The sequence below is a fragment of the Saccharopolyspora tripterygii genome, from assembly GCF_054778355.1.
On the sequence record NZ_BAAGZP010000045.1, the window covers coordinates 43,392 to 57,474 of the forward strand.

Annotated in this window: 11 protein-coding genes; 8 read left to right on the top strand and 3 right to left on the bottom strand. The window is 71.3% G+C overall.

What is annotated here, in order from left to right:
- Position 1: 1 nt before the first annotated feature.
- From ACYVF3_RS30625 to ACYVF3_RS30635, 3 genes are all read left to right on the top strand, one after another.
- Positions 2 to 1,381: an FAD-binding protein gene (locus ACYVF3_RS30625; RefSeq protein WP_461157764.1), complete on the top strand. Its 1,380-nt coding sequence runs from the start codon at positions 2 to 4 to the stop codon at positions 1,379 to 1,381.
- Positions 1,382 to 1,426: 45 nt separating this feature from the next.
- Positions 1,427 to 2,656 carry a class I SAM-dependent methyltransferase gene (locus ACYVF3_RS30630; RefSeq protein WP_461157765.1) on the top strand — a complete coding sequence of 410 codons (1,230 nt, stop codon included), beginning with the start codon at positions 1,427 to 1,429 and terminating at the stop codon, positions 2,654 to 2,656.
- A 71-nt stretch (positions 2,657 to 2,727) separates the two neighbouring features.
- A complete protein-coding gene (locus ACYVF3_RS30635) occupies positions 2,728 to 3,210 on the top strand; it encodes a VOC family protein (protein WP_461157766.1) in 483 nt (160 codons plus the stop codon).
- Positions 3,211 to 3,218: 8 nt separating this feature from the next.
- Here ACYVF3_RS30635 and ACYVF3_RS30640 read toward each other — a convergent pair whose 3' ends face one another.
- On the bottom strand, positions 3,219 to 4,619 hold the full coding sequence (locus ACYVF3_RS30640; RefSeq protein ID WP_461157767.1) for a lipase maturation factor family protein: 1,401 nt from the start codon (positions 4,617 to 4,619) through the stop codon (positions 3,219 to 3,221).
- A 302-nt stretch (positions 4,620 to 4,921) separates the two neighbouring features.
- Here ACYVF3_RS30640 and ACYVF3_RS30645 point away from each other — a divergent pair, with 302 nt between their 5' ends.
- On the top strand, positions 4,922 to 5,737 hold the full coding sequence (locus ACYVF3_RS30645) for a putative RNA methyltransferase (RefSeq protein ID WP_461157768.1): 816 nt from the start codon (positions 4,922 to 4,924) through the stop codon (positions 5,735 to 5,737).
- A gap of 154 nt (positions 5,738 to 5,891) precedes the next feature.
- On the opposite strand, the gene ACYVF3_RS30650 is transcribed toward ACYVF3_RS30645, so the two are convergent.
- On the bottom strand, positions 5,892 to 7,370 hold the full coding sequence (locus ACYVF3_RS30650; protein ID WP_461157769.1) for an aldehyde dehydrogenase (NADP(+)): 1,479 nt from the start codon (positions 7,368 to 7,370) through the stop codon (positions 5,892 to 5,894).
- 111 nt (positions 7,371 to 7,481) lie between these two features.
- Positions 7,482 to 8,642 carry a PucR family transcriptional regulator gene (locus tag ACYVF3_RS30655; protein ID WP_461157770.1) on the bottom strand — a complete coding sequence of 387 codons (1,161 nt, stop codon included), beginning with the start codon at positions 8,640 to 8,642 and terminating at the stop codon, positions 7,482 to 7,484.
- Between the two features lie 74 nt (positions 8,643 to 8,716).
- Between ACYVF3_RS30655 and ureA the strand changes: the two genes are divergently transcribed.
- The 4 genes from ureA to ACYVF3_RS30675 all read left to right on the top strand — a co-directional run bounded on the left by ureA (position 8,717) and on the right by ACYVF3_RS30675 (position 13,993).
- A complete protein-coding gene (gene ureA / locus ACYVF3_RS30660; protein WP_461157771.1) occupies positions 8,717 to 9,292 on the top strand; it encodes an urease subunit gamma in 576 nt (191 codons plus the stop codon).
- Positions 9,289 to 10,962: an urease subunit alpha gene (locus ACYVF3_RS30665; protein ID WP_461157772.1), complete on the top strand. Its 1,674-nt coding sequence runs from the start codon at positions 9,289 to 9,291 to the stop codon at positions 10,960 to 10,962. Before ureA ends, ACYVF3_RS30665 begins: the two co-directional genes overlap by 4 nt.
- Positions 10,963 to 11,053: 91 nt before the next feature.
- Entirely contained in the window at positions 11,054 to 12,682 is a 1,629-nt protein-coding gene (locus ACYVF3_RS30670) for an amidohydrolase (protein ID WP_461157773.1), read from the top strand.
- Positions 12,683 to 12,703: 21 nt separating this feature from the next.
- Positions 12,704 to 13,993 (top strand): MFS transporter, encoded by a 1,290-nt coding sequence (locus ACYVF3_RS30675; protein WP_461157774.1) that lies wholly within the window; start codon positions 12,704 to 12,706, stop codon positions 13,991 to 13,993.
- Positions 13,994 to 14,083 lie beyond the last annotated feature (90 nt).

Consider the following 14,083-nt stretch of genomic DNA (forward strand, 5'->3'; position numbering starts at 1 on the left):
TATGGCGGATCGGGTAACGCCGACTTTCGGCGAGCATTCCGACGACGTGGCCGAACTGGTCGCGCAGTACGCACAACTGCCGGCCGGAGCACCGGTCCGGCTCGCCAAACCCACCTCGAACCTCTTCCGGTTCCGAGCCCCCTCGGCATCACCCGGCCTGGACGTCGGCCGGTTCACCAAGGTCTTCGACATCGACCCCGAAGCGGGAACCGCGCAGGTCCAGGGCATGGCGACCTACGAGCAGATCGTGGACGCGCTGCTGCCCACCGGGCACATCCCGAAGGTCGTGCCCCAGCTCAAGACCATCACGCTCGGCGGCGCGGTGGCCGGGCTCGGCATCGAGTCGACCTCCTTCCGCAACGGGCTCCCGCACGAATCGGTGCGCGAGATGGAAATCCTCACGGGCGACGGATCGGTGGTGGTGGCGCGGCCGGACAACGAGCACGCCGAACTCTTCCGGGGATTCCCGAACTCCTACGGCACGCTGGGCTACGCGCTGCGCCTGGAGATCGAGCTGGAGCAGGTCAAGCCCTACGTCGAGCTCCGCCACGTCCCGTTCGCGACCGCGGCCGAGTGCGCCGAGGCGATCGACCGGATCTGCGCGGACGGCGACTTCGACGGCAAGACCGTGGATTTCATCGACGGCACCGTGTTCACACCGACCGAGCACTACCTCACGCTCGGGTCCTACGTGGACTCCGCACCGCGCACCAGCGACTACACCGGCGACAAGATCTTCTACCGGTCACTGCAGCAGCGCAGCACCGATCACCTGACCGTGCGCGACTACATCTGGCGGTGGGACACCGACTGGTTCTGGTGCTCGCGCGCGATCGGCGTGCAGCACCCGCTGATCCGCCGGTTCTGGCCCGCGAAGTACAAGCGCTCCGACGTCTACCGGCGGATCGTCGCCTGGGACCGGCGGCACTCGGTGACCGACCGGATCGCGGTGCTGCAGGGCAAGGGGCTCAACGAGCCGGTGATCCAGGACGTGGAGATCCCGGTGCAGCGGCTGCCGGAGTTCCTGGAGTTCTTCCACCGGGACATCGGCATCTCGCCGATCTGGCTGTGCCCGGTGCAGCTGCGCGACCAGCGGGGATGGCCGCTGTACCCGATGAACGCCGACACGCTCTACGTCAACGTCGGCTTCTGGGCGACCGTGCCGCTGCGCCCCGGCGAAGCGCCCGGCAGGCACAACCGCGCGATCGAGCGGAAGGTCACCGAACTCGACGGGCACAAGTCGCTGTACTCCAACTCCTACTTCGAGGAGGACGAGTTCTGGCGGCTCTACAACCGCCCGGCCTACCAGCACCTGAAGGACACCTACGACCCGAAGGGCCGATTGCCGGGGCTGTACGAGAAGTGCGTGCGCGAGAGCTGACTCGCGGCGGACGAGCACACACCAAACTGGAAAGGAGACGCTCTGATGGGATGGGCAGGGGTGTTCGAGCGGATTCTCGGCGGCGACCTGTCGGTGGAGATCCGGGCTTTCGACGGCAGCCGAGCCGGGACCGCCGGGGCCGACGTGTGCGTGGAAGTCCGTTCGCCGCTGGCGCTCTCGCACCTGGCCAACGCGCCGGGCGAACTGGGGCTCGCACGCGCGTACGTCAGCGGCGCGCTCGAAGTGCACGGCGGCATGTACCGGGCGCTGGCGGCGTTCCCCTCGGTGACGCTGGAGGACGTTCCACCGGAGCTGCGCCGGGAACTGCTGTTCAAGCTGGCCGGGTACCGGTTCTGGTGGCCCGTCCGGGTTCCCGAGGTCGAGCACCGCTCGCGCGGCTGGCGGCACTCCAAACGACGTGACAGCCAGTCGATCTCGTACCACTACGACGTCTCGAACCGCTTCTACGAGTACGTCCTCGGCCCGTCGATGGCCTACACCTGCGCGGTCTACCCGGAGCAGGACTCCACCCTGGAGCAGGCGCAGTACGCCAAGCACGACCTGGTCGCCCGCAAGCTCGGTCTCGCGGAGGGGCATCGGCTGCTCGACGTCGGCTGCGGCTGGGGCGGCATGGTCATGCACGCCGCCGAGCACTACGGGGTGCGCGCGCTGGGCGTGACGCTGTCGCGGCAGCAGGCGCAGTGGGCGCAGAAGGCCATCGCGGAGCGCGGTCTCGCCGACCTCGCCGAGGTCCGGCACATGGACTACCGGGACGTGCAGGAGAGCGGCTTCGACGCGGTCAGCTCCATCGGGCTCACCGAGCACATCGGCGTCAAGCAGCTGCCGCAGTACTTCTCGTTCCTGCACGACAAGCTGCTGCCCGGCGGGAGGATGCTCAACCACTGCATCACCCGGCCGCACGGCCACCAGAGCGCCCGGCCGGGCAAGTTCATCAGCCGCTACGTGTTCCCCGACGGGGAGCTCGAACCGGTGGGCACGCTGGTGTCGGCGATGAACGACAACGGCTTCGAGGTGCGGCACGAGGAGAACCTGCGGGAGCACTACGCGCTGACGCTGGCCGACTGGTGCGCCAACCTCGAACGCAACTGGTCGGACGCGGTCGCCGAGGCGGGTCACGCGCGGGCGCGCGTGTGGCGGCTGTACATGGCCGCCTGCCAGCTGGGCTTCGAGCGCAACAACATCCAGCTGCACCAGGTGCTGGGCGTCAAGCTCGACGACGTGGATGCGCGGATGCCGCTGCGCCCCGCGTTCTAGAGCGATGAGTTCCGCTGCGGCGGCGGGTCTACCCCTTCAACCTGGCAACTCGGGAACGAAGGGACAGACCCATGTACGAGTTCTCCCAGAAGATCACGCCGAACCTGTGGTTCGACACCGAGGCCGAGGACGCCGCGAAGCACTACTGCTCGATCTTCCCGGACTCGCGCATCGTGCACGTCCTGCACAACGGTGAGGCCGGGACGGGCGAACCGGGCACGGTGCTGGTGGTCCAGTTCGAGCTGTTCGGGCAGAAGTTCGTCGGGCTCAACGGCGGGCCGCAGTTCACCTTCAGCGAGGCCGTCTCGTTGGAGGTCACCTGCGAGTCGCAGGAGGAGATCGACCGGCTCTGGGAGCAGCTGGGTGAGGGCGGTGAGCACGGTCCCTGCGGGTGGCTCAAGGACCGCTACGGCCTGTCCTGGCAGGTCACGCCCCGCCGGCTGCTGGAGCTGATCACCTCACCGGATCAGGCGCGCGCCGACCGGGTCACCAAGGCGATGCTCCGGATGGGCAAGCTCGACATCGCCGAGCTGGAGGCCGCCGCCGAGGGATAGCGCCGGTGTCAGCCGAAGGCGTCGCCGACGTCGTCGAGGGTCAGCGGGGGGACCAGGTCCGAGGCTCGGGCCCTGGTCCAGTGGTGCCCGGTGGCGCGGCGCTCTTCGGCGGAGCTGAAGCGGTAGCGGTAGAGGTCGGCCCGGACCACCGCGGGCGGGTGGTCCGGGAACGGGTTGTGGCCGAGCAGGTCGAGCACCGGCTTCTCGCCGCGCAGCAGCGCGCGCAGGAACCGCGGTAGCCAGCCGCGCCCGTAGGACGGGCTGATGGCCACGAACCACATCAGCCAGTCCAACCGCAGGTGGTACGGCGCGACCTGCGGCGGCCTGCGCGCCGGATCGCCGGGTTTGCCCTTGAACCCGTACTCGCGCCACGGCCCGTCAGCCGTGTCCGCGCCCAGCACGACGACCTCGTAGCGGACCCGCGTGATGCTGCCGAACGCGCCGTAGGTGTTTCCCAGGTGCAGCCGGTTGAAGCTGCGGTTCATCACCTGCCCGCGGCCGACCATGTTGCGCACCGGCCAGTAGGCCAGCACCACGAACAACCCCGTCACCGCCAGCACGAGCACGGCGAACCAGCCCGGCGGGTCCGACGGCGCGCCCGCAGGCCCGCCCACGGCCGCGAACGCCAGGGTGATGGTGAGGAAGTTCAGCCACGCGAAGTTGCCGCTGAGCATCAGCCACAGCTGCGTGACGACGATGATCACCGCGGCGGCGGTCGCCACCGGTTGCGGGGCGAACAGCAGGAACGGCACGACCAGCTGCGTGCCGTGGTTGGCCAGCACCTCCACCTTGTGCAGCGACGGCGGCAACCGGTGGAAGAAGCGGCTCAGCGGCCCGGGCATCGGCTGGGTCTCGTGGTGGTAGTGCAGCGCGGTGAGGTCACGCCAGCAGGAGTCGCCGCGCAGCTTGATCAGACCGGCGCCGAACTCGGCGCGGAACAGCAGCCAGCACAGCAACCACAGGATCGGCGCGGGCGGGCTGATGTGCGCGGGGCCCAGGAAGATCGCCAGGAACCCGGCTTCGAGCAGCAGCGACTCCCAGCCGAAGCCGTACCAGACCTGGCCCACGTTGACGATCGAGGAGTACAGCAGCCACAGCAACGTCCACAGCGCCACCCACGCCCACACCGGTGCCAGGTCGGCGACCTGGGCGAGCAGGCTCGCCGCCACGCCCGTCCAGGCGGCACCCGCCAGCCAGCGGTCCGAGCAGCGGAAGTGGAACAGGCTCGGCGCCCGCCCGAACGGCACGCGGTCGACGAAGCGGGCGACCGGCGTGAGCCCCCGCTCGCCGAGCAGGCCGCGGAACTGGCGCAGGAAGCAGACGAACCCGATCAGGTAGACCAGCGCGAGCAGGTGGGTCACGGCGAACCTCGCCGCCTGGTACTCGGGGGCGCCCATCCACTGCCACATCGCCGACCCTCCTTCCACACCGCTTCGCGGCGATCGTCGCCGACTAGAAGTTGTTGAGGTATGCGGCGGAGCCGCTGTTTCATGTGTGGGACTCAGCCTGCACCGCCGCGGGTTCGCCAGCGCCTTCGTGGCGAGTACGCCGCCGACGCCGATGTCTACCCCCGGGGTAAGCGGAAGACATCAGGAGCGGCGCACGGAGTCCACGAAGGCGCTCAGGTTCCGCTACCCGCACCGCCACGCAAACCAATTCATAAAGTGCTCCTAGAATCGCGCATCTGCGAACGGTGTGTGGAGGGCTCGGCTTGCTGGACGAAGTGGTGGAGGTGCTGGCCTGCCCGCACTGCGGTCTCGACCTGGAGCGTCACGGGAACTCGCTGCGGTGTTCGTCGAACCACGTGTTCGACTTCGCGCGGCAGGGCTACGTCAGCCTGCTCTCCGGTCGCAGCAAGGTCGTCGGTGACACCGCGGAGATGGTCGCCGCCCGCGCGGACTTCCTGGCGGCCGGGCACTACGACCCGATCGCCGACGCGGTGGCGGAAGCGGTCACCGCCGGTGGCCCGGTGGTCGACATCGGTGCCGGGACCGGTTTCTACCTGGCCCGGGCGATGGGTGATCGGCTCGGGCTGGCGCTGGACGTCTCCAAGTACGCCTGTCGCCGAGCCGCCAAGGCCCACCCGCGGATGGGGGCCGCGGTCGCCGATGCCTGGCAGCCGCTCCCGGTCCGCACCGGTGTCGCGGGCACCGTCCTCAACGTCTTCGCGCCCCGCAACGCCCCCGAGATGCGCCGGATCCTGCGCCCCGGCGGGGAACTCGTCGTCGTGATCCCGAACCCCGGCCACCTGACGGGTCTGGTCGACCACCTCGGCCTGCTCAACGTGGACGACGCCAAGCAGACCCGCCTCGCCGACCAGCTCGCCGGCCACTTCGACGCGCTGGACCGGCGGACGGTCGAGTTCCGGCTCGACCTGACGCGCGCCGAGGCCCGGGAAGCCGTGGCCATGGGGCCCAGCGCCTGGCACACCACGCCCGCAGCGCTCGACGCCAAGATCGAGGCCCTGCCGTCTCCGCTCACCGCCACGGCCTCGGTCACCCTCGCCCGCTACCGCCGCGCGGCCTGAGCCTCCGCCTCACCCACCCGAGTGAAGAAACCGTCTCAATTTCGCGCGAAATTGGGAACGGCCCCCTCGGGAACGGGACGTTCGGTGGCGGGGTGCCCGGTGCTGGGGTGCCCGGTAGTGCGGTGCCCGGTGGCTGGGTGTCCGGTGCTGGGGGTTAGTTGTGGGGGTGGGTCTTCTGGGGGATGTTCCAGGGGTTTTCGTCCTGCAGAGCTGCCGGTAGCAGGGCTGCGGGGACGTTCTGGTAGGTCACCGGGCGGAGGAAGCGGTCGATGGCCGCGGTGCCCACCGAGGTGAAGCGGGCGTCCGTGGTGGCCGGGTACGGACCGCCGTGCTGCATGGCGGGGGAGACGGCAACACCGGTCGGCCAGCCGTTGAACAGCACGCGCCCGGCGCGTTCCCGCAGGCGCGGCAGGAGCGTGGCGACGAAGTCGGTGTCGGCGTCCTCGGCGTGGACCGTCGCGGTGAGGTTGCCCTCGAACGCCTCGGCCGCGCGGCGCGCCTCGTCCTCCGAGGAATAGGTGACCACGATGGACAGCGGGCCGAAGACCTCCTCCAGCAGCGCTTCCCGGTTGTTCAGCAGGGTGTCCACGTCGGTGGCCAGGAGCGTCGGAGCGGCTCCGTCCTCGGCGCGCTCGTCCGCGCCGCCTGCCAGCAGGCGAACGCCCGGGACGTCGGTGACCACCGCGCGACGGCCGCAGTAGCCCTCGTGCAGCCGGTCGTTGAGCATCGGGTGCGCCGAGACCGCCGCCGACGCGGAGACCAGCGCGTCCTCCAGCCCGTGGTCGGCGGGCAGGAACAGCAGGCCGGGCTTGGTGCACAGCTGCCCGGCGTTGCCCGAGTACGAGGTCACGTAGCCCTGGGCGATGTCGGTTCCGCGCGCGCCGACGGCACCGGGAGCGACGAAAACCGGGTTGAGGCTGCCCAGTTCACCGAAGAACGGGATCGGCTTCGGGCGCGAGTGGGCGATGTCGAACAGCGCCCGCCCGGCCGGGACCGACCCCGTGAAGGCCGCCGCCTTGATCCGCTCGTCGCGCAGCGCCTCGGTTCCGATGTCGAATCCCAGGACGACGCTGAAAGTCCCCTCCGGAGCACCGGCGGAGCGCAGCGCCTCGGCGACGATCTCGCCGGTCCGCAGCGACAGCGCGGGATGACCGGGGTGGCCCTTGAGCACCACCGGGCAGCCCGAGGCGAGGGCCGCCGCGGTGTCGCCGCCCGCGACGGAGAAGGCGAACGGAAAGTTGCTCGCCGCGAACACCAGCACGGGACCCACCGGCAGCAGCATCCGCCGCAGGTCCGGCTTCGGCCCGAGCGCGAAATCCGGGTCCGCGCGGTCGAAGGTGGCCCGCAGGTGGTCTCCGGGCTCGACGGTCTCGGCGAACAGGCGCAGCTGGTAGGTGGTCCGCTTGAGCTCGCCGGTCAACCGGCCCTCGGACAGGTGCGACTCGTCGATGGCCAGCGGGATCAGCTCACCGGCGGCGGCGTCCAGCGCGTCGGCGACGGCCCGCAGCTGGCGGGCCCGCTCGGCCGGGGACTGCTCCCCGAACGGCTCGGCGGCCTCGGTCGCGCGTTGCAGCGCGGTGTCGAGTTCGGCTCGGCTGGTGTCCGGGATCTGCGTCGCGGTCAACGTCCCCATCCTTTGCGCGATCGAGAGAGGTCCACGTCCACCGTAGTACGCCGAACAACCGGCGCACCGCACGCCGTTCGACATCACGCACCAGCGCCACGCGGTCCGGGGAACGAGCCCTCAAAGGCCGCAGGCCCGCGCGATGGTGAACAGGGCCGCCTGGTCGGGGCGGGTGAGGTCGCAGCCGGTGAGGTCGGCGATGCGGCGCATCCGGTTGAGCACCGTGTTGCGGTGGCAGTACAGCTCGCCGGCGACCGCGCCCGCCGAACCGGTGCGCAGGTAGGCCGTCGCGGTCTCCATCAGCCGGGCGCGCTCGCCCGCGCCGATGCCGCGCATCGGGCCGAAGACCTCGGCGGCGAGCGCGTTTCCCAGCTCGCCGAGCCTTCCGGCGGCCACCGAGGACCAGACGTCGGTCAGCGCGCGCGGTCCGCTCTCGGCGGCGGAGGTCCCGGCCAGCTCGGCGGCGATGCGCACGGCGCGCGGCACGCCCGCGAGCGTGCGGGCGACGGGCGCGAGCCCGCAGGGGACGTCCCGCAGCCAGCGCTGCGGGACGGCGGTGGCCCTGGCCGGGAGCTGCGCGATGAGCACGGGTCGGCGGTCGACGTCCTGCAGGTGCACCGAGATCCCCCTGGCCACCAGGTCGTCGGCGGCATCGCGCAGCGGTCGGGTGTCCGGCAGCGGAGCCGCGGCCACGGCGAAGTCCGCGTCGGTGGCGACGTCGAGCGCGGTCGCCACCTGCGCGACCACCTGCGGGTCGCGAGCGTCGGTGCTCAGCAGCCGCCCCACCAGCTGCGCGCGCTCGTGCTCCTGCTCGCGGGCGACCACCGCGGCTTCGTCGAGGTAGGCGAGGTGGATCCGGGTGGTGTGGTGGTCGACGGCGTTCCACACCCGCGAGGCGCTGTGCACCAGCGCGGGGAGCTCGTCCTCGGACGCGCGGCGGGTGAAGGCCTCCCACAGGACCCGGAAGTCGAAGCGCACGGCGTGCAGCAGCACTTCCAGCGGAACTCCGGCCTGCGCGCGGCTGCGGCCGATCCGCTCGCACAGGTCGGCCAGCCGGTCGGGCACGGCCAGGCCGCCGACCAGGCGCAGCAGCAGCTCCATGCTGCCCTCGGCGTGCTCGCGCAGCTCCGGCCACGGCACCGCGTCGCTGGCGTAGGGCTCCATCGAGCGCAGCTCGGCGAGGAACACCGCGACCAGCTCGTCGAGGTCGTCCAGGCAGGAGCGCACCAGCCCGCGCAGCGGGCCGTCGGACGTCACGGGCACGTGAAGCGAAGTGTGCATCTGCCCAATCTAAGGCGTGCAGTCGGAGTTGATCCGACATTGTGCTGGGCCGGTGACCAGAGGACTGTGCTCTCATGCACTTGACGCCCCGCGAGCAGGAGCGGCTGAACCTGTTCACCGCCGCGGAGCTGGCCCGCCGCAGGCTGGAGCGCGGAGCGCGACTCGGCGCGCCGGACGCGGTGGCCTACGTGTGCGACGAGATCTGCGAGCTCGCCTGGGACGGTGTCGAGATCGACGACGTCGTGCGGCTGGCCGGCGAGCTGCTCACCGCCGACCAGGTGCAGCCCGGCGTTCCCGCCGCGGTGCCGTCGATCCAGGTCGAAGCGCTGTTCCCGCACGGGAGTTCGCTGGTGCACGTGCCGCAGCCGTTCGGACCGCCGGGCGCGGACGCGCCGGGAGCGGTGCGGGCGTCCGAGGGCGAGATCGAGCTCGCGCCGGGCCGGGAGCGCCGGAGCGCGCGGCTGCACAACACCGGTGAGCGCCCGGTGTGGATCTCCTCGCACTTCCCGCTGGACCAGCTCAACCCCGCGGTGCGCAGCGATGTCGAGCTCGCGGGTTTCCGCCTCGCGATCCCCGCGGGCACGGCGGTGCGCCTGGAAGCCGGTGAGCGCAGGGAGCTCACCGTCGTGGCGATGGGAGGCCGACGATGACCAGCTTGTCCCGCGAGCGGTACGCGTCGCTGTACGGGCCGACGACGGGTGACCTGGTGCGGCTGGCCGACACCGACCTGTGGGTGCGCGTCGAGGCCGACGACTCCGAACCGGGCGAGGAACTGCTGGGAGGCTGCGCCAAGACCGCCCGCGACGGGCTGCTGGTGGCGCCGAAGGCGGGCCGGGACAGCGCGCTGGACATGGTGATCCTCGGCGTGCTGCTGCTCGATCCGGTCCTGGGCGTGCGCAAGACCAACATCGGCATCTCCGACGGGCGCGTCGTCGGTGTCGGCCGCGCGGGCAACCCGGAGGGGATGGACGACGTCGAGCTGGTCGTCGACTCGCACACGGCGATGATCACCGGCGAGGGCCTGATCGCCACGCCCGGCGTGGTCGACTCGCACGTGCACCTGTCCAGCCCCGAGGTGGTGCCCTCGGCGCTCGCGGCCGGGGTGACCTCGCTGGTGGGCATGGGGATGGGCGGCGTGTGGGACGTCGGCGCGAACCCGGCCACCAACCTGCACTCGATGATCGAGGCGTGGCGGGACGTGCCGATCAACGTCGCGTTCCTGGCGCGCGGGTCGTCGTCCTCGAACGACCTGCTGGAGCGGGCCGTGCTCTCCGGCGCGGGCGGTTTCAAGATCCACGAGGACTGGGGAGCGACGCCGCACATCGTGGACACCTGCCTCGGCGTGGCGGATCAGGCGGACCTGCCGGTCGCGCTGCACACCGACACGCTCAACGAGTCCGGTTTCCTGGCCGACACGCTGGACGCGACCAGGGGCCGCACGGTGCACGCGTACCACGTGGAGGGCGGTGGCGGGCATCCCGACCTGCTGGAAGTCGTGGGCAGCCCGCACGTGCTGACCTCCTCGACCACCCCGACGCTGCCGCTGACCCCGGCGACGGTGGCCGAGCTGCTGCCCATGACCATGACGGTCCACAGAGGACACGCGTCGCTGGACAGCGACCGGGGCATCGCCGGCAGCCGCGTCCGCGAGCACGGCATCGCCGCGGAGAACGCGCTGCACGACTCCGGGGCGATCAGCATCGTCAACTCTGACTCGATGGGCATGGGGCGCATCGCCGAAACCGCCCGGCGCACTTGGCAGCTCGCGCACGTGCAGGCGCACCTCGCCGGTGAGGCCGGGCCGGAGCACGCGGACAACGAGCGGGTCCTGCGCTACCTCGCCAAGATCACCCTGAACCCGGCGATCGCGCACGGCATGGCCCACGAGGTCGGCTCGCTGCGACCGGGCAGGCTCGCCGACGTCGTGCTGTGGCAACCCTCCTGGTTCGGCGCGGAACCCGATCTGGTGATCAAGTCCGGGTTCGTCGCCTGGGGCGCCAGCGGATCGGGGTCGGGCTCCACCCGGCTCACCCAGCCGAGGGTCATGCGGCCGTTCTTCGGCGGGCTCGGGGCCGCACCGCGCAGGCTCTCCACGGTGTTCGTCGCCGACGCCGCCGACCGCGCGCGCCTGCCTCGCGGCCCGAACTACGCCCCCGTGCGCGATAGCAGGGGCTTGACCAGCGCGGACATGGTGCGCAACACCGCGACCCCGCGAGTGGACGTCCCGCGCGAACCGGGTCCGGTGTCGGTCGACGGCGTCGAGGTCGACGTGCACCGGGCGGGATATCTTCCGCTGACCCGGTTGCACCACTTGGCGTGAAGAACGTTTTCGGTGAACGGTGGGGAGCGGTGCGGCCCGGTTCCGGTAGCCGCACCGGCACGCTCCAACGGCCCCCGAGGAAGGGAACGAAGTGCTGGACCTGCTGCTGCGCGACGTCCGCGTCCTGACCATGAACCCGAACCACCCCACCGCGCACACCGTCGGCGTGCTCGGCGGGCGCATCGTCGGAGTGGACGACGAAGTGGCCGACCTGCCCGCACGCCAGGTGATCGACGGCGGCGGAGCGGTCGTGACGCCCGGTTTCGCCGACTCGCACAACCACATGGTCTGGTACGGGCTTTCGCTGGCCGAGCTGGACCTGTCGCGGTGCGGATCGGCCGAGGAGCTCTACGACCTGGTCGCCGAGCAGGCCGCGTCGCTGCCCTCGGACGGCTGGGTGATCGGGTCCGGCTACGACGACTTCGTCATCGGTGGCCACCCGGACCGGGCCAAGCTCGACCGCGCGGGCGGTGGCAGGCCGGTGTGGCTCAAGCACCGCTCGGCGCACATGTGCGTGGCCAGCACCGAAATCCTCGCCAAGGCGGGCGTTCTGGACGGCTCGGCCCGCGTCCCGGAGGGCGGGGTCGTCGAGCGCGACGCGGACGGCGCGCCGACCGGCCTGCTCGCCGAGCAGGCGCAGCAGCTGGTCGACGCGCTGGTCAAGCCTTACCCGGTCGAGGAGCTGACGGCCGCGATCGGCCGCGCGGCCAAGCGCTACGCGGCCGAAGGGCTCACGCACGTCACCGAAGCGGGCGTCGGCGGCGGGTGGATCGGGCACAGCCCGGCTGAGGCCGCCGCCTACCAGCTGGCGCGCCAGCGCGGGGAGCTGACGCTGCGCGTCGAGCTGATGCCGGCCTCCGAGGTGCTGCACCAGGTCGGGCCGGACGCCTTCGGGCTGGATCTGGGGCTGCGCAGCGGGTTCGGGGACGACTTCCTGCGCATCGGGCCGATGAAGATCTTCACCGACGGCGCGCTGTCGAGCCGCACCGCGGCGGTCACCGAGCCGTTCCACGGGCACGGCGGCAACGGCGTTCTCGGCGACGACCCCGAGGTGCTGCGCGAGCGGATCCGCGCCGCGCACCGGGGTGGCTGGCGGGTCGCCGCGCACGCCATCGGGGACCGCGCCATCGACCTGACGCTGGAGGCGTTCGAGCAGGCGCAGCAGGAACTTCCGCGCCCCGACGCGCGCCACCGCATCGAGCACTCGGCGATGGTGCGTCCCGACCAGCTGTCGCGGATGGCGGCGCTGGGCGTGATCCCGGTGCCGCAGTCGCGCTTCCTCTACGAGATCGGCGACACCATGATCGGGGCGGTCGGCGATGAGCGCGAGCCGTGGCTGTACCGGCAGCGCTCCTTCGTGGAGGCCGGTCTGGTGGTGCCGGGCAGTTCGGACCGGCCGTGCGTGTCCAACGGAGCGCCGCTGCTGGGGATGCGAGCGATGGTCGACCGCACCACCAAGGCCGGGCGCGTGCTCAGCCCCGACGAGCGGGTCGACGCCGTCGAGGCGCTGCGCGCCTACACCACGCACGCCGCGTGGGCGGCCGGTCAGGAGCACCAGCGGGGCCAGATCGCCGCGGGCATGTTCGCCGACTTCGTGCTTCTCGACGACGATCCGACCACCGTGCCCACCCCGGCGATCGGTGACATCACCGTGCGCGCCACGTTCGTCGCCGGGCGTCCGGTGCACGGCGCGGAGGAGTTCGCAGAAGTTCCCACCTGATCCGGCACAACGGGAGGCTCCGTGACCGAAACAGCGAGCACGCCACGCATCGATCCCGCCGAGTCGCGGAAGGTCGCGTTCGCCGCGTTCGTCGGCACCGCGCTGGAGTGGTACGACTACTTCCTCTACGGCACGGCGGCGTCGATCGTGTTCGACCGGCTGTACTTCGCCACCGAGGACCCGGCGGTGGCGACGCTGGCGGCCTTCGCCTCGTTCGCGGTGGGCTTCCTCGCGAGACCGCTCGGCGCGGTGGTGTTCGGCCACCTCGGAGACCGCATCGGGCGCAGGCGCTGCCTGCTCATCACGGTGACCTTGATCAGCGTGGTGACCGGGCTCATCGGTCTGCTGCCCGACTTCGTGGCCATCGGTCTGGCCGCGCCGCTGCTGCTGACCGCGTTGCGCGTGCTGCAGGGCATCGCGGTCGGCGGCGAGTGGGGTGGTGCGGTCACGCTCGCGGTGGAGCACGCGCCGCCGGAGCAGCGCGGCCGGTTCGCGGCGCTGCCGCAGATCGGTTCACCGATCGGAACCCTGCTGTCCTCGGGCGGGTTCTACCTGGTGGCGATGCTGCCCGACGAGTCCTTCGACTCGTGGGGCTGGCGACTGCCGTTCCTGGCCGCGTTCCCGCTGCTGGGCGTCGCGCTGTACCTGCGGCGCCGGGTCGGGGAGTCGCCGCTGTTCGAGCGGATGCTCGCCGAGCACGACCGCGCTTCGGTTCCCGCGCTGGAGCTGTTCCGCACGGCCTGGCGGCAGGTGCTGATCGGCATCGCGGCCTCGCTGATCGGCATCGGCGGCTTCTACCTGCTGACCACGTTCGTGATCAGCTACGGCGCGGGTCAGCTGGAGTTGCCGAAGTCGCTGATGCTGGGCGCGACGCTGATCGCGGCGGCGGTCCAGGTGGTGACGCTGATCTTCGGCGGCAGGCTGGCGGACCGCTTCAGCCCGGGACGGGTCTGCCTGTGGGGCGGTGTGCTCTCGGCCGCGGTGGCGTTCCCGGTGTTCTGGATGATCGACACGCGCAACCCCGCGCTGGTGATCATCGCGGTGACGCTGGGCATCAACTGCCTGTCGATCCCCTACGCCGTGTCGGGTTCGCTGCTGGCCGGGCTGTTCCCGGTCCACCTGCGCTACAGCGGGGTGGCGATCTCGTCCAACTTCAGCGGGCTGATCAGCGGTTTCGTCCCGCTGATCGCCAGCGCCCTGCTGATCGCCAGCGACGAGCGGTCCTGGTCCACAGCAGCCCTGCTGCTCGTCCTCGCCCTCATCACCGCAGCAGGAGGCCTCCTCGCCCACAAGACGACCCAGCGGGCCTGACCGACCCCACGTCGAAAACCGCAGGAATCGTGCTGACGATTCCTGCGGTTCTCGGTCGTTGGTGGTGTGTGGTGGGGGTGGGGGTGGGGG

What these genes read in the sequence shown, in the direction of transcription:
- ACYVF3_RS30625 (WP_461157764.1), top strand. Translation starts at nt 2, where the DNA reads ATGGCGGATCGGGTAACGCCGACTTTCGGCGAGCATTCCGACGACGTG.
- ACYVF3_RS30630 (WP_461157765.1), top strand. Translation starts at nt 1,427, where the DNA reads ATGGGATGGGCAGGGGTGTTCGAGCGGATTCTCGGCGGCGACCTGTCG.
- ACYVF3_RS30635 (WP_461157766.1), top strand. Translation starts at nt 2,728, where the DNA reads ATGTACGAGTTCTCCCAGAAGATCACGCCGAACCTGTGGTTCGACACC.
- ACYVF3_RS30640 (WP_461157767.1), bottom strand. Translation starts at nt 4,619, where the DNA reads ATGTGGCAGTGGATGGGCGCCCCCGAGTACCAGGCGGCGAGGTTCGCC.
- ACYVF3_RS30650 (WP_461157769.1), bottom strand. Translation starts at nt 7,370, where the DNA reads ATGGGGACGTTGACCGCGACGCAGATCCCGGACACCAGCCGAGCCGAA.
- ACYVF3_RS30655 (WP_461157770.1), bottom strand. Translation starts at nt 8,642, where the DNA reads ATGCACACTTCGCTTCACGTGCCCGTGACGTCCGACGGCCCGCTGCGC.
- ureA (WP_461157771.1), top strand. Translation starts at nt 8,717, where the DNA reads ATGCACTTGACGCCCCGCGAGCAGGAGCGGCTGAACCTGTTCACCGCC.
- ACYVF3_RS30665 (WP_461157772.1), top strand. Translation starts at nt 9,289, where the DNA reads ATGACCAGCTTGTCCCGCGAGCGGTACGCGTCGCTGTACGGGCCGACG.